Here is a 21,909-nt window from a genome sequence, read left to right as displayed (position 1 = left end):
CCGACCATAGGACTGACCCGTCGCTCCGTCTCCTCAGTCCTCCCAGGTGAGTGCGGCCTGAGCTCTCGTGAGTGTGGCCTGGTGACCGAACAGCCCCGGCAGGCCGCCCGTGTGCAGGAAGACGGTGCGCTGCCCGGGCCGGATGTCGCCGTCCTCCGCCGCTGCGGCGAGGCCGGCCATCGCACGCCCCGTGTAGACGGGGTCGAGCACGATGCCTTCGGTACGGGCGGTGAGGGTCAGGGCGGACATGACCGGCTCGGTCAGAGCGCCGTATCCGTCGCCCACCTGGTCGAGCCTCAGGCGCAGGGCCTCCGGGGCGGCCTGATGTGCGTCGGACAGTCCGGAGACGAGCTTGGACACCGATCCGGCAGGGTCGGAGACGGCCCCGCAGTGGACGCCGAGGACGCGCCCGGCACCCAGTGCGCCGACCAGGCCGGCCATGGTCCCGCCGGAGCCCAGCGCGACGACGACGGTGGTCAAGTCCGGGGCCTGCGTGAGGAGTTCACGCCCACACTCCGCATAGCCGCGTGCACCGGTCACGCTCGAACCGCCGAAGGGGATCAGTGCCGGGACCTCGCCCTGACCCCGCAGCCGCTCCGCCTCCTGAGCCGCCGTGGCAACGAGCGCATCGCCACCGGCGGAACCCGCCCAGACGACCCTGGCGCCGAAGAGCCCGTCCAGCGCGAGGTTGCCGGGAGCCGACGATGCCGACGATCCGGGTGTGCCGGCGAGCACGAGCACGGCCCGCAGGCTCAGTCGGGCCGCGGCCGCAGCTGTCAGTCGCGCGTGGTTGCTCTGTGGCGCGCCCGTGGTCACAAGGGTCGTCGCGCCGTCGGCCAGGGCCGCGCCGCACAGCCACTCCAGCTTGCGGATCTTGTTCCCGCCGCCGCCCAGTCCGGTGAGATCGTCCCGTTTGATCCACAGGTCGTCCGGGCCGAGACCGAGCGCACGGGCAAGGCGCGGCGCGGGTTCGAGCGGGGTGGGCCAGGTGCCGAGTGAGGCGCGCTCTGGGGTACGGCCGTCGGAGGTCATGGTCACCACCTTGTCAGACCGTCGTCGGCCGGCCGAGGGCGTTGAACACCGCCACCGGGTCGAGGTGGTCGCGCCAGTGCGTGACTTCGCGGTCCCGGTGGACGATCAGTTCGTCAGAGCGCCGCCGCCGCGCTGTGCAGGTTCTTCGCCGCCAGGGCGAGCCCCTCGGTCTGGGAGTACGCGGCGTCCTCGTGCTCGATGTTCACGGCCATGTCCGGGTCGATCTCGGCGAGGGCCCGCAGGAACTGCGTCCAGAAGGGGATGTCGTTGCCGAGGCCGACGGCGACGAACTTCCACGCCGGGTTTTCCGGCCAGGCGTTGCACCAGAAGCCGTAGCCGGTGGGCACCTTGCCGTCGGCGTCGGCCGGGACACGGGTGAACGAAGTATCGAGCACGCCGCGGATGTCGGCGCCGGGGCACAGCGTCGCGTCCTTCGCGGCGGCGTGGAAGACCAGCGGGCCCAGCCACTTGATGGACGCGATGACGTCCATGCCCTGCCACATCAGGTGGGACGGGTCCATCTCCGCGCCGACGTTCGTCAGGCCGCCCTCGTCGACCAGACGCTTCAGCGTGACCGGGGAGAAGACGAGGTTGTGCGGGTGCATCTCGATGGCCACCCGGACGTCGTTCTCCCGGGCGAGAGCGTCCATCTCCCTCCAGAACTCGACGGCCACGCCCCACTGGTAGTCCAGGACGTCCATGTAGACGCCGTCCCAGGGGTTGACGACCCAGGAGGGGTACCTGGCGTCCGGGTCCGAGCCGGGGGTGCCGGACATGGTCACCACGTGCTTGATGCCGAGCAGGCCGGCCAGGCGGATGGTGCGGCGCAGGTCGTCGGCGTGCTTCGGGCCCACCCCGGGGAGCGGGTTGAGCGGGTTGCCGTTGCAGTTGAGGCCGGTCAGTTCCATGCCGCGGTCGGCGAAGGTCGCCAGGTACTCCTCGCGCGCCTTCGCGGAGGACAGCAGCAGGTCCACGGGGCAGTGCGGGGAGGGGATGAAGCCGCCGGTGTTGACCTCGACCGAGGTCAGACCGTTCTCCTTGAGGATGTCGAGGGCGTCGGTGAGGGTGCGGTCGTGCAGACAGGCGGTGTAGGCGCCGAGCTTGAGGGCCATGAGTCTCTTCCTTCTGAAAAGCGGGAGTCAGGCGACGGGCGGTACGGCGACGGCGGCGCCGTCCTTGCGGGAGGACTCGACGACGGCCTGGATGATCTCCATGGTCCGCAGCGCGTCGGCGAAGGTGGCGCACGGCGGCAGCGGCTCGGAGACCCCCGCGACCTGGTCGAGGAACGCCCGTGCCTGGTAGGTGAAGTTGTCGCCATTGCTTGCGCCCACACCCGGCGCCTCCATCGGGACACCACCCGCGAAGTACGGCATCTGCGGACCGGCGATGACCTGACGGGCGCCGCGCGTACGGGCCTGCGGCTGGGCGTCGTCGAAGAGGTACTCGGCGGGCCGGTGCTGGTCGAACGCGGCCCGGCCGCCGACGCCCAGGACGTCGAAGAAGAGGCCGTTGGGCAGACCGAAACCTGTCCGCGTCACCGAGAACGTGCCGATGAGCCCCGACTCGAAGCGGGCGGTGAAGGTCGCGGTGTCCTCGTTCTCCACCTCACCGAACTCGTCCGACACAGGCGCCGCGTTGTGCCCGACGACCGCGCCCAGCGGCAGCGGCCGCTTGGTGATCTGCGTCGAGAGGGAGGCGCCGGAGACCGAGGCGATGGGCCCCGCGACGTACTCGGCGACGTCGATGACGTGTGAACCGACGTCCCCGAGCGCGCCGGAACCCGCACCGCCCTTGAACCGCCAGCTCAGCGGCCCGTTCGGGTCGGTGGCGTAGTCGCACCAGTAGCGCCCGCTGAACAGGGTCGGGTCACCCAGCTCACCGGCGCGCACATGCTCGCGGATCGCGGCGATGCCGGGCGCACGGCGGAAGGTGTAGCCGACCGCGGTCACGACGTCGGCCGTGCGCTCCAACTCGGCCATCGCACGCGCGTCCTCCATCGAGCCGGCCAGCGGCTTCTCGCACAGCACGTGCTTGCCCGCGGCGACCAGCGCCTCGGCGATCGGCCGGTGCAGGGAATTGCCGACGACGATGCTGACGGCGTCGATCGTCGGGTCCTCGACGACGGCCTCCCAGCTGGGCAGCGCCTTCTCGAACCCGTAGCGGCGGGCGGCGTCCTCGCCCAGTTCGGCATGGGCGTCGGCGATCGCGGCCAGGCGGACCGGCGGCAGTCCGGCGCCGAAGACCGTGTTGACGTTGCGATATCCGGCGGCGTGGCTGCGGCCGGCCATACCGGCTCCGACGACCGCGACGGAGATCGGCTTGCTGGACGAGGTCATGGCATGTCCTTCGGGAAAGGATCGGGAGATCTCAGCTGGAGGTGGGGAAGTCGAAGCCGGCGTTCACCTGCTGGGCCTGCTGCGGCCAGCGCGTGGTGACGACCTTCGGCCGGGTGTAGAAACGGATGCCCTCGGGACCGTGGATGGGGGAGTCGCCGATGAGGGAGTCCTTCCAGCCGCCGAAGGAGTAGTACGACATCGGGACCGGGACGGGCACGTTGATGCCGATCATGCCGACCGTGACCCGGCGCTGGAACCGGCGGGCGGCCTCGCCGGAGGCGGTGAACAGGGCGGTGCCGTTGCCGTACGGATTGGCGTTGATCAGGTCGATCGCCGCGTCGAGGGTGTCGACGCGGACGACGGCGAGGACCGGGCCGAACAGCTCCTCCCGGTACGCCTCCATCCCGGTGGTGACGTGGTCCAGGAGGGACGGACCGGTGAAGAAGCCCCCGGCGTACGCGGGGTCGTCGATCTTCAGGCCACGGCCGTCGACGACAACCGTCGCGCCCTGCGCCTGAGCCGTGCCGACCGCGTTCTCGACGCGCTCCTGCGCCGCCTTGGTGACCAGCGGCCCCATCTCGGTGCCGGGGGCGTCACCGGGACCGACCTTGACCTCGCGGGCCTTGCGTTGAAGCACCTCGACCAGCCGGTCGGCCGCGTCACCCACGGCGACGGCGACGGACAGCGCCATGCAGCGCTCACCGGCCGAGCCGTATGCGCCCGCCGTGATGTGGTCGGCGGCGAACTCCAGGTCGGCGTCGGGCAGGACGACGGCGTGGTTCTTGGCGCCGCCGAGGGCCTGGACGCGCTTCCCGGCCGAAGTGGCCTTCTCGTGCACGTACTTGGCGATCGGCGTCGACCCGACGAAGGACACCGCCCGGATACCGGGGTGGGTGAGGATCGCGTCGACGGCGTCCTTGCCGCCGTGCACGACGTTGAACACGCCGTCCGGCAGCCCGGCCCTCTGGTACAGCCCGGCGACGAAGTTGGCCGCGGACGGGTCGCGCTCGCTGGGCTTCAACAGGAACGTGTTGCCGGTCGCGATGGCGATGGGATGCATCCACAGCGGCACCATCGCCGGGAAGTTGAACGGCGTGATGCCCGCCACCACGCCCAGCGGCTGACGGAAGTTGTGCACGTCGATGCCGCGCGAGACCTGGTCGGAGAAGCCGCCCTTGAGCACGTCGCCCAGCCCGCAGGCGAACTCCACGACCTCCCGGCCGCGCACGATCTCGCCGCGCGCGTCGTCGACCGTCTTGCCGTGCTCGGCGGAGATGATCCGGCCCAGTTCCTCCTCGTGCTCCACGAGGAGCTGCCGGAAGGCGAACATCACCTGGGTGCGCTGGGTGAGGGAGGACTCCGACCAGGTCTCGAAGGCGCGCGCGGCGGCCGCCACGGCGGCGTCCACGTCGGCCGCGCCGCCCAGGACCACCTGGGCCCGCTCGGCGCCGGTGGCCGGGTTGAACACCGGCTGCGTGGCGGTGCCGGGGACGGCCGAGCCGTCGATCCAGTGCTGAATGGTCTTCACGGGGAACGCGTCCTTACAGGTAGTGGCGCTGGGCCTGCTTGTGGGCGGCGTACGTCTCGTACGCGGCCCGCGTGGAGTCGAGGGCGGAGGTCTCGCTGACGGGGACGTCCCACCAGCCGTGGCCCGGCGGGTTGGGCCCGTAGAGGTCGGTCTCGACGTGCACGACCGTCGTGTGGGCCGATGCCTTCGCCTTCTCCATCGCGGTACGGAACTCCGCCACGCTCGTGGCGTGCAGGACGTCCGCGCCGAGGGAGGCGGCGTTGGCGGCCAGGTCGACGGGGAGGACACCGCCGTCGAGGAGGCCCGAATCGTCGTCGCGGTAGCGGTACTTCGTGCCGAACCGCTGCGAGCCGAGCGACTGCGACAGCGAGCCGATCGAGGCGAAGCCGTGGTTCTGCACCAGGACGACGATGACCTTCAGACCCTCCGCAACCATGGTCACGATCTCCTGAGCCATCATCAGATACGACCCGTCGCCCACGAGCACGACGACCTCGCGCGAGGGATCGGCCATCTTCGCGCCGACGCCGGCGGCGACCTCGTAGCCCATGCAGGAGTAGGCGTACTCCACGTGGTAGGCCTTCGGATCCCGCGCCCGCCACAGCTGCTGGAGGTCTCCGGGCATCGAGCCGGCCGCGTTGATCACGACGTCACGGTCGCCGAGGACCTCGTTCAGCGCGCCGAGCACCTGTGTCTGGGCGGGCAGTTCGCCGGTGCTGCGGTGGGGCGCGAAGCACTCGTCCTCGATCTCCCGGGTGCGGGCGACGAGTTGACGTGAGCGCGCGCGGTACGCCGGTTCCACCTCCCACTGCGTCAGCGCTCCCGCGAGGGCCTGGATGCCGAGCCGGGCGTCGGCCACCAGCGGCTCGGCCGAGTGCTTCACGGCGTCCAGCCGGGCGACGTTGAGATTGACGAACGTGACGTCCGGGTTGCCGAAGACGGTGTGGCTGGCAGTGGTGAAGTCGCTGTACCGGGTGCCGATACCGAGGACGACATCGGCGTCCCTGGCCAGCTCGTTCGCCGCGTACGACCCGGTCGAGCCGATGCCGCCGACCGCGTACGGGTGGTCCCAGGGCACCGCGCCCTTGCCGGCGTGCGTGTCCGCGACCGGGATGCCCGTGGCCTCGGCGAAGGCGCGCAGCGCGGTCTCGGCGCCGGAGTACACGACACCTCCGCCGGCCACGATCAGGGGCCTGCGCGCGCCCCGCAGCAGCGCGGCGGCGCGCTCCACGGCGGCCGGCTCCGGCACCGGGCGGCCCACGTGCCACACCCGGCGCCGGAAGAAGGCCACCGGCCAGTCGTACGCCTCGGCCTGCACGTCCTGCGGCAGCGCCAGCGTCACGGCACCCGTCTCCACGGGATCGGTCAGCACCCGCATCGCGGCCAGCGCGGCCGGGATCAGCTGCTCGGGGCGCGAGACGCGGTCGAAGTACTTGGATACGGCACGGAAGGCGTCGTTGACCGTGACGTCCCCGCCGCGGTTGTCCTCCAGCTGCTGGAGCACCGGGTCGGCGGCGCGGGTGGCGAACATGTCGGAGGGCAGGAGGAGGACCGGCAGCCGGTTGGTGGTCGCCAGTGCCGCGCCGGTGATCATGTTCGTGGAGCCGGGGCCGGTCGAGGCGGTGCAGGCGAAGGTCGCCAGCCGGTCGCGCATCTTGGCGTAGGCCACGGAGGCGTGCACCATGCCCTGTTCGTTGCGGGCGAGGTAGTAGGGCAGTTCAGCCTCTTGGGTCACCGCGGCCTGGAGCAGCGCCTGGCCGATGCCGGCCACGTTGCCGTGGCCGAAGATGCCCCAGACGCCGGGGATCAGCCGCTGTTCCTGGCCGTCGCGCTCGCTGTACTGGTTGGCCAGGAAGCGCACCAGGGCCTGAGCGGTGGTCAGTCGGACGGTGTTCATCGCTCGTCGGGTCCTTCGAAGGGAAGCCGGTCGTCGACGTCCTGGGAGTCCCAGGTGCCGCGCACCCAGCCGTGGGCGGGGTCGTCGCAGATCAGCCAGGCGCGGTCCTGGCCCGGACCCGCCATGACGTTGAGGTAGTACAGGTCGTAGCCGGGCGCGGCGATCGACGGCCCGTGCCAGCCGTGCGGGATCAGCACGGTGTCGCCGGAGCGGATCTCGGCGAGCACGTCGATCGGCCGCTCGGGAGTGCCGTAGACGCGCTGGTAGCCGAAGCCGTTCTCGCCGCCGGAGACCTCGAAGTAGTAGATCTCCTCCAGCTCCGACTCCTCGCCGGGCCGGGCCTCGTCGTGCTTGTGCGGCGGGTACGAGGACCAGTTGCCGCCGGGCGTGAGCACCTCGCACACCAGCAGCTGCTCGGCGTCGAAGGTCCCGGGCAGGCAGTAGTTGTTGACCTGCCGGGAGCACGCGCCCGCCCCGCGCAGCTCGACGGGGACGTCCTCCTTGCGCCCGTACCGAGCCGGTTGACCTCCCCGCTCGGTACGGGCGGAGGGCAGCGCGAACCGTCCACCGGACGCGCTGCTGATCAGAGCCTGCGACTCGCGCGGGAGGTACGCGAAGTCGGTGGCGGAGGCGAACACGCCTGTCCGGCCGGTGAGTTGGAGGGCCCTGTCGTCCGTGGTGACGGTGCAGGAGCCCGTCAGCGGCAGGACCAGGAACTCGGACTCCTCGGTGGACAGGGCGTGCGCCTCCCCGGGCCGCAGGGTCAGGATCCTGAGCCCGGAGTATCCCCAGCCCGCCGACTCGGGCGTGACCAGGAGGTCGTAGGGGCCGTCGGCCGAACTCCCCCTGGGAAGGTGGTACTTGGAGGTCACAGCAGGCTCACCGCCCGGTCCACCGCGCCGGCGACATCGCCGTGCGAGGGGTACAGAAGGGACCGGCCGACGACCAGGCCGCGTGCGGTGGGCTGCTTGAGGGCCTTGCCCCAGGAGGCGAAGGCCGCGTCGGCGTCCTTGACCTCGCCGCCCAGCAGCAGCGCCGGCAGCGTGGAGGAGGCGAGCACGCGCTCCATGTCGTCGACGACCGGCAGCTTGAGCCACGTGTAGGCGGTCCGCCGCCCCAAACCCGAAGCGATGGTGACCGACTTGATGACGGCGTCGGTCGACAGGTCGTTGCGGATCCTGCCGTCCTGCCACACCGAGATGAACGGCTCGACCATGGCGATGAGCCGACGGTCGTTCAGCTCGTCCACGGCACGGGCGGTGTTCTCCAGGACGGACGGGGTCGCGGGGTCGCCCAGGGCGATACGGGTCAGCGTCTTGCCGCCGTCGAAGCCCATCGCGGCGATGGTCTCGGCGTCGTAGCCGGTGAAGCGGTCGTCGATCTCGAAGACGGAGCCCGCGAGACCGGCGCGGTTCATCGAGCCGAAGACGCTCTTGCCGTCCAGGACACCGAGCAGCAGCAGGTCCTCCAGGATGTCGGCGGTGCCCAGCACGCCCGTCACACCCGGCCGCTCCAGGGCGACGCACAGGCGGTCAAGCAACTCGAAGCGGTCCGCCATGGCGTTGGGGTCTCGGCCGACGCCGTTGGCGCCGCGCGCGGGGTGGTCGGCGGCGATGATCATCGCCTTGCCGTGCTCGCCCAGCAGCGAGCCGGCCTTCACGCGGCGTGCGGCGGCGGCCGCGATGGCGCCGGGGTCGTTGACCCGGGCGTCCACGATCCGGCTCACGTTGTTGGAGGGCACGTCGTCACGCCTTTCGTTCGAGAGGGGCGGTGGTGGGGGAGAGGCTCGCCGCGTGGAGCTTGGTCTCGACCTCGGACTCGGTCGGCATCGCGTCGGAGCAGGACAGCCGGCCCGCGACGATGGCACCGGCGGCGTTGGCGAAGGTGACCGTGCGGCGGGTGTCCCAGCCGGACAGCAGGCCGTGGCAGAGCGCGCCGCCGAAGGCGTCACCGGCACCGAGGCCGTTGACGACGTCCACAGGGACCGGCGGGATCTCCGCGGTCGAGCCGTCCCGGTCCATGGCCAGGACGCCCCGCGGCCCCTGCTTGACCACGGCCWGCTCGACTCCGGCGGCGAGCAGTGCCTTGGCCGCGGCGTAAGGCTCCCGCTCACCGGTGGCGACCTCGCACTCGTCGAGGTTGCCGACCGCGACCGTGGTGTGCCGCAGGGCCTCGGCGTAGTAGATACGGGCCTGTTCGGGATGGGCCCAGAACATGGGCCGCCAGTCGAGGTCGAAGACCGTCGTGCCCGTCTCGGCCCGCTGGGCGAGGGCGGCGAGGGTGGCCGAGCGGCTCGGCTCCTCGCTCAGCCCCGTGCCGGTGATCCACAGGATCCGTGCGCCGCGGACGGCGTCCGCATCCAGTTCCTCCGGGCGGATGTCCAGGTCGGGAGCCTTGGGCAGGCGGTAGAAGTACAGCGGGAAGTCGTCCGGCGGGAAGATCTCGCAGAACGTCACCGGCGTCGGCGCGATGTCCGACGTACCGACGAAGCGGGTGTCGACGCCGTAGCCCTCCAGGGCCGTACGGACGAAGTCCCCGAACGGGTCGCGGCCCGTCTTGGTGATCACGGCGGAGGAGTGCCCGTAACGGGCGGCGGCGACGGCGACGTTGGTGGGGCTGCCACCGAGGTACTTGCCGAACGAGGTGACTTCGGCCAGCCCCACGCCTGTCTGAAGCGGGTACACATCCACTCCTACGCGGCCCATGGTGAGCACTTCGAACGGCATGAGGCTGGTGTCCCTTCGCGATCTAAAGCGCTTTAAATCCTGGCAGTACGATGCCCTGCGCTAAATGTCATGTCAATAGGTTGTCAGGGCTGAATGGCCAGATGGTCGGCGATCTTCTCGCGCATGAACAGGGACGACTCCTTCGCCCGCTCCTCCCAGGCGAAGACACAGGCCGTCAGGGTGCCGTCGAAGCCGTGCGTCCTCAGCTCGCGAAAGAGCTCGTCGAAGTCGACCTCGCCCTGGCCGATGTCGAGGTGCTGGTGGATGCGGGCCGGCGTGCCCGGAGGGTTGAGGATGTACCGGTTGCCGGAGGACGCCGTGTGGTCGAAGGCGTCGGCGAGATGGACGTGCGTGAGCAGGTCGCCCACGTACTCGATGATCCCGGGGGCGTCGTTGCCGATGTGGAACGTGTGCGGCGCGCAGTAGAGGAAGCTGACGTTCGGGTGGTTGATGCCCCGGATCAGGTTGATGGCGTCGTAGCCGTTCTCGATGAAGTCGTCAGGGTGCGGCTCCAGCGTGAGCGTGATGCCCTCGCGTTCGAAGAGCGGGAGCAACTCGTCCATCGAGCGCCAGAACTGGGCCTCGCTGCGGTCCGGGTCCTCGGGGCGGCCGTTGAACTCGGAGATCATGCTGTCCACGCCGAGGTCCGCGCAGATCTGGATGGAGCGCTTCCAGTAGCGCACGGCGGCCTGTCGGGCGTCCTCGTCCGGTCCTGACCAGCGGAACAGCGGCAGCAGGGAGGAGATGCCGACACCCGCCGAGTCCAGTGCCTTGCGGAACTTCCGCACGGTGGCGTCGTCCACGCGCGGGTGCCGGAAGAACGGAATGAAATCCTCGCGGGGAGAGAGCTCGATCCACTCGTAGCCCAACTCCGCTACCACGGCCGGGAGTTCGAGCAACGGCACATCGCGGATCATGTACGGGTCGAGGGCGATCTTCATCAGGGAATGCCTTCGTCAGTAGGTGCGTGTGGAGCGGGTGCGGCGCGCGGTGTGGTCAGCCGGAGGCTTCGGGCGCGCTCGCCACGGGTGCGGTGAGGTCTGCGGCTTCGGGGAGTTCTTCGACGTCGACGCCGCGGACCTGGGACAGCTCGTGTTTGAGTGCGGCGAGTTCGGTGCCGCCGGCCATGTGGTTGGTGAGCTCTTCGAGGCTCACTTCGTCGCGGGAGGCGTTGAGTTCCATGGTGCCCAGGCGCAGGACGCTGAAGTGGTCGCCGACCATGTAGGCGTGGTGGGGGTTGTGGGTGATGAAGATGACGCCGAGGCCGCGGTCGCGGGCGGCGGCGATGTACTTCAGGACGACGCCGGACTGTTTGACGCCGAGGGCGGCGGTCGGCTCGTCSAGGATSAGGACGCGGGCGCCGAAGTAGACGGCGCGGGCGATSGCGACGCACTGGCGCTGGCCGCCGGAGAGGGTGCCGATGGGCTGTTCGAGGTCGTCGAGGATGATGCCCATGTTGCGCAGTTCCTCGTCGGCGGTCTTCTTCATCTTCTCGATGTCGAGGCGGCGCACGGGCCAGGGGCCCTTGGTCATCTCGGAGCCGAGGAAGAAGTTCCGCCAYACCGGCATCAGGGGGACGACGGCGAGGTCCTGGTAGACCGTGGCGATGCCCTTGTCGAGGGCCTCGCGGGGGGTGGAGAACCGCACGGGCGCGCCGTCGACGAGGAACTCGCCCTCGGTGTGCTGGTGCAGACCCGAGATGATCTTGATGAGGGTCGACTTGCCGGCGCCGTTGTCGCCGAGCACGCAGGTGACCTGGCTGGGGAACACCTTCAGATCGACGCCGTGCAGCGCACGGATATTGCCGTACGACTTGCCGGCGTTGCGGAGTTCGACGACGGGGCTGTCGTCCTCGGGCGCGGTGTCCGTGAGGATGGCGCCGTGAGTGCCTTGGGTGGTCGTCATTTCAGGTCACCTCCTGGTCGCCGTACGGCTGACCCACAGATTGATCAGGGTGGCGCCGAGGAGCATCACGCCGAGGAACGCCTTGAACCAGTCCGGGTTCCAGCCGGCGTAGACGATGCCCTGCTGGACCATGCCGAACATGAACGCGCCGAAGACCGGGCCGATCGCGGAACCCGCACCGCCGGTCAGCAGACAGCCGCCGATGACGGCCGCGGCGATGTAGATGAGCTCCTGGCCCACGCCCTCGCCCGACTGCACGGTGTTGAACGAGAACAGCTGGTGCATGCCGACGAACCAGGCGCCGAAGCCGACCAGCATGAACAGCGAGATCTTGGTGAAGGTCACCGGGACACCGACCGCCCGCGCGGACTGCTGGTTGCCGCCGACCGCGAAGATCCAGTTGCCGTACTTCGTACGCAGCAGCACCCACGTCGCGATGGCGGCGAAGACCAGCCACCACACCACGGTGATCTTCACGTTGACCCCGCCGACGTCGAAGGACGACGCGAAGACCGCCTTGGCCTGCTCGAACCCGTCCATGTCGCTGATGTCGTCGGTCGCGACGTTGCCGGTGACCAGCTTGGTCACCGCCAGGTTCACGCCCTGCAGGATCAGAAAGGTGCCCAGGGTGACGAGGAAGCTCGGCAGCCCGGTCTTGACCAGCAGCCACCCGTTGAACAGACCGACCGCGAGGGAGACGATCAGGGCGACGATCACACCGACCCAGACGTTCATGGTCAGTTGGTAGCTGACCATGCTCGCGGTCAGGGCCGAGGTGATCACGGCGACACCGGCGGACAGGTCGAACTCGCCGCCGATCATCAGCAGCGCGACCGGCAGGGCCATGATCCCGATGGTCGACGACTGGTACAGGATGTTCGCCATCGAGCTGCCGTCACGCACGGCCGGAGCCGTGATGAGGAAGAAGACCAGCACCGCGACCGCACCGAGGAATACACCGACCTCGGGACGGGCGAGGAGGCGCAGCGCCAGAGGTCGCTGCCGGGTCCGCCCGTCGGATTCCTTGCCGGGGCCGGAGGCCGGCGGTGTGGTCACCGCCGGCTCAGCCTGTTGGGTCATGCTCATCACCGAGTGCCCTTCGAGGCGAACGCGTCGATCTTCTCGACGTTCGTCTTGTCGACGAAGGCCGGACCGGTCAGCACCGGGGCCTCGCCGCCGCCCATGTAGTTGCCGTTGTTCTTGTAGAGCCACAGGGAGTCGATCGCCAGGTAGCCCTGGAGGTAGGGCTGCTGGTCGACGGCGAACTCGATGTCGCCCTTGCTGATCGCTCCGGTCAGTTCCTTGTTCAGGTCGAAGGTCGCGACCTTCGCCTTGCTGCCCGCCTCGTCCACCGACTGTGCGGCCGTCAGCGCGAACGGGGCGCCGAGGGCGACGACGTAGTCGATGTCGCTGTCCGTCTTGAGCTTGGCGGTGATCGTGGACTTCACGGACGGCATGTCCGTGCCGTTGACGTTCAGGGTCTCGGTCGTGCCCTCGAACGTCTTCTTCACGCCGTCACAGCGCTGGGTGAGGCCGATGTTGCCCTGTTCCTGGATGACACAGACGGCCTTCTTGGCACCGGCCTCGTTCAGGCGCTTGCCGAGCGCCTCGCCGGCCACCGTCTCGTCCTGGCCGAAGAACTCCATCAGGCCGAGCTTCTGCCATTCGCTGACGCCGGAGTTGAGACCGACGACCGGAATGTTCTCCGCCTTCGCCTTGCCGACGACGTCCTTCAGGGCGTCCGGCTTGGCGAGGGTGATCGCGATGCCGTCGACCTTCTGGTCGATCGCGTTCTGCACCAGGTTGGCCTGGTTGCCCGCGTTCGGGTCGGCGGAGTAGATCAGCTTGATGTTGTCCTTGGCGGCGGCCGCCTCGGCGCCCTTGCGGACGATGTCCCAGAAGGTGTCACCGGGCGACTGGTGGGTCACCAGGGCGACGGTCATCCGGGGAGTGTTGGCCTTGCCCGCGGAGGCGCCTTCCGCGCTCTCCTCGGATTCCTTGCCACCAGAGCTGCTGGAGCAGCCTGCGAGGGTCAACGCGGCCGCGGCGGCCATGGCCACCAGGGGGACCAGCTTGCGGGAGCGGGGGTAAGAGCGGTCCATCTTTCCAGCACCTCACTGTGCGACGGGGTGTGCGACGGGGAAAGGGTGGTGATCAGTGACGATCACTTGGATCCCGGCCCGGACCTGTGCGCTGTCCGGGCCATGTGTGCCGTGGAACACGGCGGCTTCGCTGGGACGGGATCCAATCCCTAGATGCGCCCGCTGTCAATACTTTGTTAAGACATCATTTCACACTCAGGTCCGAATGTAAGTACAAAGTATTGACAGCGTCGGCCTTCACGTCCTACACCTGGGAGGCGGCAGGCCCCTGGGGACCTGCAACCCCTGTCCAGCTCTAGGAGCGTCACGCATGGCCGAGTCAGCCAAGTCCTTCGACTTGATCACGATGGGAAGAATAGGAGTCGACCTCTACCCCTTGCAGTCCGGCCTCCCTCTGACGCAGGTGGAGACGTTCGGCAAATTCCTCGGAGGCTCCGCCGCGAACGTCGCCGTCGCCGCCGCCCGGCTCGGTCGCACCACCGCCGTGATCACGCGCACCGGCGACGATCCCTTCGGCGCCTACCTGCACGAGGCCCTGGGGGACTTCGGCGTCGACGACCGCTGGGTGACGCCGGTCGCCGCGTATCCGACGCCGGTGACGTTCTGCGAGATCTTCCCGCCGGACGACTTCCCGCTGTACTTCTACCGGCAGCCTAAGGCGCCTGACCTGGAGATACACTCCGACGAACTGGACTACTGGGCGATCCGCGCGGCCCGTGTCTTCTGGATCACCGGCACCGGCCTGAGCGAGGAACCGAGCCGCTCCGCCACCCTCGCGGCCCTCAAGGCACGCGACAAAGCGGGCACCACGGTCTTCGACCTCGACTGGCGCCCCATGTTCTGGCGCGACCCGGACCAGGCCCGCCCGTACTACGCCGAGGCGCTGCGGCACGCCACGGTCGCCGTCGGCAACCTCGACGAGTGCGAGGTCGCCACCGGGGTCCGTGAGCCGCGTGCCTGCGCCGAGGCGCTCCTGGCGGCCGGCGTGGAGCTGGCGGTCGTCAAGCAGGGCCCCAAGGGCGTGCTGGCGGTGCACCGGGACGGCACGGAGGCCGAGGTGCCGCCGGTTCCGGTCGAGGTCGCCAACGGGCTCGGCGCGGGCGACGCCTTCGGCGGCTCGCTGGTCCACGGGCTGCTGTCCGGCTGGGATCTGGCCGAAACCATGCGGTACGCCAACGCCGCCGGCGCGCTCGTCGCCTCCCGCCTCGCCTGCTCCTCCGCGATGCCCACCGAGTCCGAGGTCGAGGACCTCCTCGCGCGGGCGTCATGACGGCCGGCCGAGCCACCCCTGAAACGGAGCTTCCTTTGAGCATCACCATCCCCGACCTCACCGCGATCAGAGCCCGGCACCCCGAGGCGATCGCCGAGGCCGCGGCCCGCCGGGTGCGCCGCCCGCTGATCGGCGACAGCGGCCGCCTGATGATCGTGGCCGCCGATCACCCGGCCCGCGGCGCCCTCGGTGTCGGCGACCGGCGCCTGGCCATGGCCGACCGGGCCGATCTGCTGGAACGCCTGTGCACCGCACTGTCCCGGCCCGGCGTGGACGGAGTGCTGGCCACCGCCGACATACTGGAGGACCTGCTGCTCCTCGGCGTGCTGGACGACAAGGTTGTCATGGGCTCCATGAACCGCGGGGGCCTGGCCGGCGCGTGCTTCGAGATGGACGACCGCTTCACCGGCCACCGCGCCGAGGACATCGCGAGGCTCGGCTTCGACGCGGGCAAGCTGCTGGTCCGTATCGACTACGACGACCCGGGCTCGCTGACCACCCTGGAGTCCACGGCCCGCGCCATCGACGCCATGGCGGCGCTGCGGCTGCCGCTGTTCGTCGAGCCGTTCCTCTCCCGGCGGATCGACGGCAAGGTGCGCAACGACCTGTCCGCGGAGGCCGTCACCAAGTCGATCGCCATCGCGTCGGGGCTCGGCGGCACCTCGGCCTACACCTGGCTGAAACTGCCCGTCACCGACGACCCCGACGACATGGCCGAGGTCCTGGAGACGTCCACGCTCCCCGTCGTTCTGCTGGGCGGCGATGTCGGGGGTTCCGCTGAAGAACAGGCGGGGGCGTACGAGCGCTGGCGCAAGGCGCTCAGGCTGCCCACCGTCCAGGGCATGGTCGTCGGCCGCTCGCTGCTCTACCCGGCCGAGGGCAGTGTGGAGACGGCGGTGGACACGGCCGTCGGTCTGCTGTGACCCGCCTGTTGTGACCCACCTGTTGTGACCTGCCTGTCGTGACCCGGAGGAACACGATGACGTATCACCTTCCCGCGGGAAAGGCGCTCGGCGGCCCGTACGTCGTGGACGTCACGCCCGAGAAGGCCGGCTGGGGCTACTCCAGCCTGAAGGTCCTGGAGCTGCCGCCCGGCGGCTCGCACAGCTTCGACACCGGTGACAGCGAGTGGATCGTGCTGCCGCTGAACGGCGGCTGCACGGTCGAGGCCACCGACGACTTCGGCCATGACACGTTTCAACTCACCGGCCGCGACAGCGTGTTCAGCGCGGTCAGCGACTTCGCCTACGTGCCGCGGGACGCCCGTACGACCGTCTCGTCGCCCGGCGGCGGACGGTTCGCGCTGACCGGCGCGCGCTGCTCGCGGCGGCTGCCCGCCCGCTACGGACCGGCGTCGTCGGTGCCGGTGGAGCTGCGCGGCACGGGGAACTCCTCCCGCCAGGTGAACAACTTCGGCGCGGCAGGGGTCTTCGAGTGCGACAAGCTCATCGCGGTCGAGGTCATCACGCCGGGCGGCAACTGGTCGTCCTTCCCGCCGCACAAGCACGACGAGCACCGCCCCGGCGAGGAGTCGGTCCTCGAAGAGATCTACTACTTCGAGTTCGCCGCCCACGAAGGCACCCCCGGCCTCGGATACCAGCGTGTCTCCCCGTCCGGCCACGGCCGGAACACCGACGTCCTGGCCGAGGTCCGCGGCGGCGACGTCGTGCTGATCCCCGACGGCTGGCACGGGCCCTCCATGGCGGTGCCCGGCCACCACATGTACTACCTCAACGTCATGGCGGGCCCCGAGGCCGAGCGCGCCTGGCTGATCTGCGACCACCCCGATCACGCCTGGATCCGCGGCACCTGGCCGGACCAGCCCGTCGACCCCCGTCTGCCCCTCTACACCGCTCCGTCCCAGTGAGGTCCCCGATGAGCCCATCCACCGTCCGCCTGACCGTCGCCCAGGCGCTGGTGCGGTTCCTGTCCGCCCAGTACACCGAGCGCGACGGCGTACGGCACCGGCTGGTCGCCGGCACCTGGGGCATCTTCGGCCACGGCAACGTGGCCGGCCTCGGCCAGGCTCTCCTCCAGGCCGGCGAGGACGTCATGCCCTACCACCAGGGCCGTAACGAGCAGTCCATGGTGCACGCGGCCGTCGGCTACGCCCGCCAGCTCAACCGGCTCTCCGCGCAGGCGGTGACGACGTCGATCGGTCCCGGCGCGACGAACCTGGTGACCGGTGCGGCCCTGGCGACGATCAACCGTCTCCCCGTCCTCCTGCTCCCCGGCGACTACTTCGCCTCGCACGCCCCCGACCCGCTGCTCCAGCAGCTGGAGCACCCGACCGAGGCGGACGTGTCGGTCAACGACACCCTGCGGCCGGTGTCGAAGTACTTCGACCGGATCACGCGCCCCGAGGCCCTGATCCCGTCCGCGCTGAACGCCATGCGCGTGCTCGCCGACCCGGCCGAGACCGGCGCGGTGACGCTGGCCCTCCCCCAGGACGTGCAGGCGGAGGCATACGACTGGCCTCAGGAGTTCTTCGCCGAGCGCGTCTGGTACGTACGGCGTCCCGCGCCGGACCCGGTCGAGCTGGCGGCGGCCGTCGAGGCGATCCGGGCCGCCGAGCGCCCCCTGATCGTCGCGGGCGGCGGCGTCCACCACAGCGAGGCCGAGGACGCGTTGAAGGCGTTCGTCGAGGCCACCGGCATCCCGGTCGCCTCCACCCAGGCGGGCAAGGGCTCGCTGCGGTACGACCACCCCGCCGACCTCGGCGGCATCGGCCACACCGGCACGTCGGTCAGTGACGACATCGCGCGCACCGCCGACCTCGTGATCGGCATGGGGACGAGGTACACGGACTTCACGACCGCGTCCGGCACCCTCTTCCAGCAGCCGGGCGTGCGTTTCCTCAACCTCAACATCACCGGCTTCGACGCGCACAAGCTGGCCGCCCGGACGCTGGTCTGCGACGCGCGGGCCGGGCTCACGGCCTTGGCGGAGGCGCTTTCCGGCCACCGCGTGGACGCCGCGTACGAGGCCGAGTACCGCGCCGGCAAGGAGCGTTGGGACGCGGTCGTCGAGGCCGCCTACCGAGCCGACGACGAGACGGCCGTACCGACGCAGACCCAGGTGCTGGGCGCGCTGGACGCGGTCGTCGGCGACGACGACGTGGTGATCAACGCGGCCGGCTCGCTCCCGGGCGACCTGCACAAGCTGTGGCGGTCCCGCTCGCCGCGCCAGTACCACCTGGAGTACGGCTACTCCTGCATGGGCTACGAGATCCCGGCCGGGATCGGCATCCAGCAGGCCGCCCCGGACACTGCGGTGTGGTCGCTGGTCGGCGACGGCACCTATCTGATGATGCCGACGGAGATCGTGACCGCGGTCCAGGAGGGACTGCCGGTCAACATCGTGCTGATCCAGAACCACGGTTACGCCTCCATCGGCGGACTGTCGGCCGAGACCGGCGGCGAGCGCTTCGGCACCGACTACCGCTACCGCGCCGCCGACGGCACCTTCAGCGGCGCCCCGCTCCCCGTCGACCTCGCCGCCAACGCGGCCAGCCTCGGCATGGACGTCCTGCGCGCCAAAACGGTGCTCGAACTGCGCGAGGCGCTGGCCACGGCCCGCGCCTCCGACCGGCCGACCTGCGTGTACGTCGAGACGGACATCATGAACCCGGGCTCGCCGGGCGCCGAGGCCTGGTGGGACGTGCCCGTGGCCGAGGTCGCCTCGCGTGAGGCCGCCGTCGAGGCCCGCGAACGCTATGACCAGCACGTCACCGGACGCCGCCACCACCTGTGATCGCCGTCGCCACCTCTGAACTCCCCCTCCGCACGCCCTCATGAAAGGCCCTTCCGCACCATGAAGACCATCACCCACTGGATAGACGGCAAGCCCGTCGAGGGCGGCTCCGGCCGCTTCGCCCCCGTCTACAACCCGGCCACCGGCGCCCAGGAGAAGCAGGTCGCCTTCGCGACCGTGGACGAGGTGGACGCCGCTGTCGCCTCCGCCAAGGCCGCGTTCGAGAGCTGGGGCCAGTCCTCCCTGGCCAAGCGCACGGCGATCCTCTTCAAGTACCGCGAGCTGCTGGACGCCCACCGCGACGAGATCGCCGAGCTGATCACCGCCGAGCACGGCAAGGTGCACTCCGACGCGCTCGGCGAGGTCGCGCGCGGCATGGAGATCGTGGAGCTGGCCTGCGGGATCAGCGTGCAGTTGAAGGGCGAGCTGTCGACGCAGGTGTCGTCCCGCGTGGACGTGGCCTCGATCCGCCAGCCGCTGGGCGTGGTCGCCGGCATCACGCCGTTCAACTTCCCCGCCATGGTGCCGATGTGGATGTTCCCGCTGGCCATCGCGTGCGGCAACACCTTCGTGCTGAAGCCGAGCGAGAAGGACCCGTCGGCGTCGTACCGGCTGGCCGAGCTGGCCTCCGAGGCCGGCCTGCCGGAGGGTGTGCTGAACGTCGTCCAGGGCGACAAGGTGGCCGTGGACCGGCTTCTTGAGCACCCGGACATCGAGGCGGTGTCCTTCGTCGGCTCGACGCCGATCGCGAAGTACATCCAGCTCAAGGCGGTCGAGCACGGCAAGCGCGTGCAGGCCCTGGGCGGCGCCAAGAACCACATGCTGGTCCTGCCCGACGCCGATCTGGACTTCGCCGCCGACCAGGCGATCAACGCCGCTTACGGCTCGGCGGGCGAGCGCTGCATGGCCGTGTCGGTCGTGGTCGCGGTCGGTGACACGGGCGACGAGCTGGTCGGCAAGATCGCCGAGCGTGCGAAGAACCTGAAGATCGGCCCCGGCAATGACCCGGCCTCCGAGATGGGGCCGCTGATCACGCGCGAGCACCGCGACAAGGTGGCGTCGTACGTGTCGTCGGCCGCCGGGCAGGGCGCCGAGGTCGTCGTCGACGGCACCGGTTACAGCGTTGAGGGCCACGAGGACGGCTTCTTCCTCGGCGTCTCCCTCCTCGACCGGGTGCCGCTGACGGCGGACGCGTACCGGGACGAGATCTTCGGTCCGGTGCTGGCGGTGGTGCGTGCGGAGACGTACGAGGAGGCCATCAAGCTGATCAACGGCTCCCGTTGGGGCAACGGCACCGCGATCTTCACCCGGGACGGCGGCGCCGCCCGCCGCTTCCAGCTGGAGGTCAAGGCGGGCATGGTGGGCGTGAACGTGCCGATCCCGGTGCCCGTCGGCTACCACTCCTTCGGTGGCTGGAAGGACTCGCTCTTCGGCGACCTGCACATCTACGGCAACGACGGCATCGCCTTCTACACCCAGGGGAAGGTGATCACCACACGCTGGCCGGACCCGTCCGACGGCGGCATCAACCTCGGTTTCCCCAGCAACTCCTGAGCAATTCCTGACACCCTGACCGGGAGGTCGTCCCATGGCGAAGACCCGCGGCTCCGCACGTGCCGGCTCCGCCTCCGCGCTGGACTCGCTGGACTTCGCCCTGGACCGGGGCAGTCCCGTACCGCTGTACTACCAGCTCGCCCAGCAGCTGGAGGCGGCGATCGAGCACGGGGCCCTCGCCCCGGGCAACCTCCTGGGCAACGAGGTCGACCTGTCGGTGCGGCTGGGCCTGTCCCGGCCCACCGTCCGCCAAGCCATCCAGTCGCTCGTCGACAAGGGGCTGCTGGTGCGGCGGCGCGGGGTGGGCACCCAGGTGGTGCACAGCCAGGTGAAGCGCCCGCTGGAGCTGAGCAGCCTCTACGACGACCTGGAGGCGGCGGGGCAGGGGCCGACCACGCAGGTCGTGCGCAACGAGCGCGTCCCGGCGGCCGCCGACGTCGCGGCCGCGCTCGGCATCGCGGAGGGCGCGGAGGTCACGGTGCTGGAGCGGCTGCGCTGCACACACGGCCAGCCCGTGGCCATCCTCTGCAACTACCTGCCCGCGAGCCTGCTCGACCTCGACACGGCCCGGCTGGAGTCGACCGGCCTGTACCGGATGATGCGGGCGGTCGGCATCACCCTGCACAGCGCCCGCCAGACCATCGGCGCCCGCTGCGCCACGGCCGAGGAGGCGCAGCGGCTGGACGAGAAGGAGGGCGCCGCGCTGCTGACCATGCAGCGCACGGCGTACGACGACACGGGGCGGCCGGTCGAGTACGGGACGCACACCTACCGCGCGTCCCGGTACGCGTTCGACTTCCGGCTGCTGGTCAGGCCTTGAGGCTCGCGGTGAACGGCGTGACCGGCCGCTGGAGCCGTTCACCGTCCACGCGGATGTCGACGGCCTCGTTGTAGAAGGCCAGGAGCCCCTTGACGGGGCCCACCGCGGGCAGCGGCTCGGCGTAGCTCCACAGGATGTTCGGCGGGACCTCGCCCTCGCCGCTCCAGGTCCAGTACTGGGCGGTGCCCTTGTACGGGCACCCGGTGCTGTGGTCGGTGGGCTCGAACAGGTCGAGCCGGACGTCCTCGCGGGGCATGTAGTACCGCGTCGGCAGACCCGTCTCGAACAGCAGCACGGGGCGGTGCGTGTCCGCCACTACGGTGCCGCCGATCTCCACCTGGACATGACGGCTGCTGGGCATGGCATCCACCCGGCTGTGCGGGTCGCGCGGGTGGATGAAGATCTCTTCGTCCTCCTCGTACCAGTGGTCGAGGCCMCTCCCCCGGTGCCAGAACCACTCGAAGGCGATGTGCCCGGCGAGGTCGGCGCCGGGGAAGGTCCACGCCGCGTTCTCCAGCAGTTCTCCGTCGACTTCGAGGTCGTAGAAGATCTGCGACCCCGTGTGCTTGCCCGGCGACGGGTTCTTGGCCGGCCGGAGAAGGTCCGTGCGGACCTCCTCGCGCGGGAACGCGTAGCACGGCACGGGCCGGTCGGGTTCCCAGACCAGGACGGGGTGCCGGCTGTCGACGACGGTGACGTCACCCTTGAGGCCGCGCACCCAGCGCTCGCTGGGTTCCCACAGGAGGCCTTCGGGGGTCGTACGGACGTTCCGCTCCTTGGGGAACACAGGCATGGCCCACTCTCCTTCGGCTCCTCTTCGGAGCGTACTCCGGGGGTTGCGGGCGGGCCGGGTCGAGCCGGGGCTTGACCTAACGGTCAGATTGGGGCAAACATGTACATATACATCGTAAACATATGACGTCGACATAAGGCGTCACGGAGATACCCGTCGGATCGATTCCCGGAGACTCCAGCACCATGAACGC

General features: G+C 70.1%; 19 protein-coding genes. 6 read left to right on the top strand and 13 right to left on the bottom strand.

The features are described from left to right. Positions 1 to 33: 33 nt before the first annotated feature. The 12 genes from EAO75_RS36305 to EAO75_RS36250 form a co-directional block, all read right to left on the bottom strand. Complete coding sequence (locus tag EAO75_RS36305) at positions 34 to 1,032, bottom strand: pyridoxal-phosphate dependent enzyme (RefSeq protein ID WP_147999386.1); 999 nt, start codon at positions 1,030 to 1,032, stop codon at positions 34 to 36. 113 nt (positions 1,033 to 1,145) lie between these two features. Continuing rightward, a complete protein-coding gene (locus EAO75_RS36300; protein ID WP_147999385.1) occupies positions 1,146 to 2,144 on the bottom strand; it encodes a sugar phosphate isomerase/epimerase family protein in 999 nt (332 codons plus the stop codon). A gap of 27 nt (positions 2,145 to 2,171) precedes the next feature. Further along, on the bottom strand, positions 2,172 to 3,368 hold the full coding sequence (locus tag EAO75_RS36295; protein WP_147999384.1) for a Gfo/Idh/MocA family protein: 1,197 nt from the start codon (positions 3,366 to 3,368) through the stop codon (positions 2,172 to 2,174). A gap of 31 nt (positions 3,369 to 3,399) precedes the next feature. Next, positions 3,400 to 4,896 (bottom strand): CoA-acylating methylmalonate-semialdehyde dehydrogenase, encoded by a 1,497-nt coding sequence (locus tag EAO75_RS36290; protein WP_147999383.1) that lies wholly within the window; start codon positions 4,894 to 4,896, stop codon positions 3,400 to 3,402. Between the two features lie 13 nt (positions 4,897 to 4,909). Continuing rightward, the gene (gene iolD / locus EAO75_RS36285; protein WP_147999382.1) at positions 4,910 to 6,793 is read right to left on the bottom strand and encodes a 3D-(3,5/4)-trihydroxycyclohexane-1,2-dione acylhydrolase (decyclizing); all 1,884 of its coding nucleotides are present in this window, start codon (positions 6,791 to 6,793) and stop codon (positions 4,910 to 4,912) included. Continuing rightward, positions 6,790 to 7,665: a 5-deoxy-glucuronate isomerase gene (gene iolB / locus EAO75_RS36280; protein WP_147999381.1), complete on the bottom strand. Its 876-nt coding sequence runs from the start codon at positions 7,663 to 7,665 to the stop codon at positions 6,790 to 6,792. The genes iolD (EAO75_RS36285) and iolB (EAO75_RS36280) overlap by 4 nt, the downstream gene beginning before the upstream one ends. After that, entirely contained in the window at positions 7,662 to 8,534 is an 873-nt protein-coding gene (locus EAO75_RS36275; protein WP_147999380.1) for an aldolase, read from the bottom strand. The genes iolB (EAO75_RS36280) and EAO75_RS36275 overlap by 4 nt, the downstream gene beginning before the upstream one ends. 4 nt (positions 8,535 to 8,538) lie before the next feature. Next, a complete protein-coding gene (iolC, locus tag EAO75_RS36270) occupies positions 8,539 to 9,519 on the bottom strand; it encodes a 5-dehydro-2-deoxygluconokinase (protein WP_147999379.1) in 981 nt (326 codons plus the stop codon). A gap of 83 nt (positions 9,520 to 9,602) precedes the next feature. After that, positions 9,603 to 10,460: a sugar phosphate isomerase/epimerase family protein gene (locus tag EAO75_RS36265; RefSeq protein WP_147999378.1), complete on the bottom strand. Its 858-nt coding sequence runs from the start codon at positions 10,458 to 10,460 to the stop codon at positions 9,603 to 9,605. A gap of 55 nt (positions 10,461 to 10,515) precedes the next feature. Beyond that, positions 10,516 to 11,424: an ATP-binding cassette domain-containing protein gene (locus EAO75_RS36260; RefSeq protein WP_147999377.1), complete on the bottom strand. Its 909-nt coding sequence runs from the start codon at positions 11,422 to 11,424 to the stop codon at positions 10,516 to 10,518. 6 nt (positions 11,425 to 11,430) lie between these two features. Further along, positions 11,431 to 12,510, bottom strand: coding sequence for an ABC transporter permease (locus tag EAO75_RS36255; protein WP_147999376.1), 1,080 nt, complete (start codon positions 12,508 to 12,510; stop codon positions 11,431 to 11,433). After that, positions 12,510 to 13,526 (bottom strand): sugar ABC transporter substrate-binding protein, encoded by a 1,017-nt coding sequence (locus EAO75_RS36250; protein ID WP_147999375.1) that lies wholly within the window; start codon positions 13,524 to 13,526, stop codon positions 12,510 to 12,512. The genes EAO75_RS36255 and EAO75_RS36250 overlap by 1 nt, the downstream gene beginning before the upstream one ends. A gap of 310 nt (positions 13,527 to 13,836) precedes the next feature. Between EAO75_RS36250 and iolC (EAO75_RS36245) the strand changes: the two genes are divergently transcribed. The 6 genes from iolC (EAO75_RS36245) to EAO75_RS36220 are packed head-to-tail and all read left to right on the top strand — an operon-like array spanning position 13,837 to position 20,923. Further along, positions 13,837 to 14,796 carry a 5-dehydro-2-deoxygluconokinase gene (gene iolC, locus EAO75_RS36245; RefSeq protein ID WP_147999374.1) on the top strand — a complete coding sequence of 320 codons (960 nt, stop codon included), beginning with the start codon at positions 13,837 to 13,839 and terminating at the stop codon, positions 14,794 to 14,796. A gap of 35 nt (positions 14,797 to 14,831) precedes the next feature. Then, on the top strand, positions 14,832 to 15,719 hold the full coding sequence (locus EAO75_RS36240; RefSeq protein ID WP_187284731.1) for a deoxyribose-phosphate aldolase: 888 nt from the start codon (positions 14,832 to 14,834) through the stop codon (positions 15,717 to 15,719). Positions 15,720 to 15,775: 56 nt separating this feature from the next. Beyond that, on the top strand, positions 15,776 to 16,663 hold the full coding sequence (iolB, locus tag EAO75_RS36235; protein WP_147999372.1) for a 5-deoxy-glucuronate isomerase: 888 nt from the start codon (positions 15,776 to 15,778) through the stop codon (positions 16,661 to 16,663). An 8-nt stretch (positions 16,664 to 16,671) separates the two neighbouring features. After that, entirely contained in the window at positions 16,672 to 18,549 is a 1,878-nt protein-coding gene (iolD, locus tag EAO75_RS36230; protein WP_147999371.1) for a 3D-(3,5/4)-trihydroxycyclohexane-1,2-dione acylhydrolase (decyclizing), read from the top strand. 60 nt (positions 18,550 to 18,609) lie between these two features. Then, a complete protein-coding gene (locus tag EAO75_RS36225; RefSeq protein ID WP_147999370.1) occupies positions 18,610 to 20,103 on the top strand; it encodes a CoA-acylating methylmalonate-semialdehyde dehydrogenase in 1,494 nt (497 codons plus the stop codon). A gap of 34 nt (positions 20,104 to 20,137) precedes the next feature. Beyond that, positions 20,138 to 20,923, top strand: a complete 786-nt coding sequence (locus EAO75_RS36220; protein ID WP_147999369.1) for a GntR family transcriptional regulator — start codon at positions 20,138 to 20,140, stop codon at positions 20,921 to 20,923. Here EAO75_RS36220 and EAO75_RS36215 read toward each other — a convergent pair. After that, positions 20,913 to 21,716 (bottom strand): DUF427 domain-containing protein, encoded by an 804-nt coding sequence (locus EAO75_RS36215; protein ID WP_147999368.1) that lies wholly within the window; start codon positions 21,714 to 21,716, stop codon positions 20,913 to 20,915. The two genes, EAO75_RS36220 and EAO75_RS36215, sit on opposite strands and share 11 nt — an antisense overlap. Between the last annotated feature and the right edge of the window lie 193 nt (positions 21,717 to 21,909).

Source organism: Streptomyces sp. UW30 (assembly GCF_008042075.1).
GTDB lineage: Bacteria > Actinomycetota > Actinomycetes > Streptomycetales > Streptomycetaceae > Streptomyces.
The sequence above is the reverse complement of the archived record's forward strand: the minus strand, read 5'-3'. Positions and strand labels throughout refer to the sequence as shown.

Bases quoted from the DNA above. Each gene is read 5' to 3' on its own strand.
- EAO75_RS36305 (WP_147999386.1), bottom strand. From the start codon at position 1,032: ATGACCTCCGACGGCCGTACCCCAGAGCGCGCCTCACTCGGCACCTGG.
- EAO75_RS36300 (WP_147999385.1), bottom strand. From the start codon at position 2,144: ATGGCCCTCAAGCTCGGCGCCTACACCGCCTGTCTGCACGACCGCACC.
- EAO75_RS36295 (WP_147999384.1), bottom strand. From the start codon at position 3,368: ATGACCTCGTCCAGCAAGCCGATCTCCGTCGCGGTCGTCGGAGCCGGT.
- iolD (WP_147999382.1), bottom strand. From the start codon at position 6,793: ATGAACACCGTCCGACTGACCACCGCTCAGGCCCTGGTGCGCTTCCTG.
- EAO75_RS36265 (WP_147999378.1), bottom strand. From the start codon at position 10,460: ATGAAGATCGCCCTCGACCCGTACATGATCCGCGATGTGCCGTTGCTC.
- EAO75_RS36255 (WP_147999376.1), bottom strand. From the start codon at position 12,510: ATGAGCATGACCCAACAGGCTGAGCCGGCGGTGACCACACCGCCGGCC.
- EAO75_RS36250 (WP_147999375.1), bottom strand. From the start codon at position 13,526: ATGGACCGCTCTTACCCCCGCTCCCGCAAGCTGGTCCCCCTGGTGGCC.
- iolC (WP_147999374.1), top strand. From the start codon at position 13,837: ATGGCCGAGTCAGCCAAGTCCTTCGACTTGATCACGATGGGAAGAATA.
- iolB (WP_147999372.1), top strand. From the start codon at position 15,776: ATGACGTATCACCTTCCCGCGGGAAAGGCGCTCGGCGGCCCGTACGTC.
- iolD (WP_147999371.1), top strand. From the start codon at position 16,672: ATGAGCCCATCCACCGTCCGCCTGACCGTCGCCCAGGCGCTGGTGCGG.
- EAO75_RS36225 (WP_147999370.1), top strand. From the start codon at position 18,610: ATGAAGACCATCACCCACTGGATAGACGGCAAGCCCGTCGAGGGCGGC.
- EAO75_RS36220 (WP_147999369.1), top strand. From the start codon at position 20,138: ATGGCGAAGACCCGCGGCTCCGCACGTGCCGGCTCCGCCTCCGCGCTG.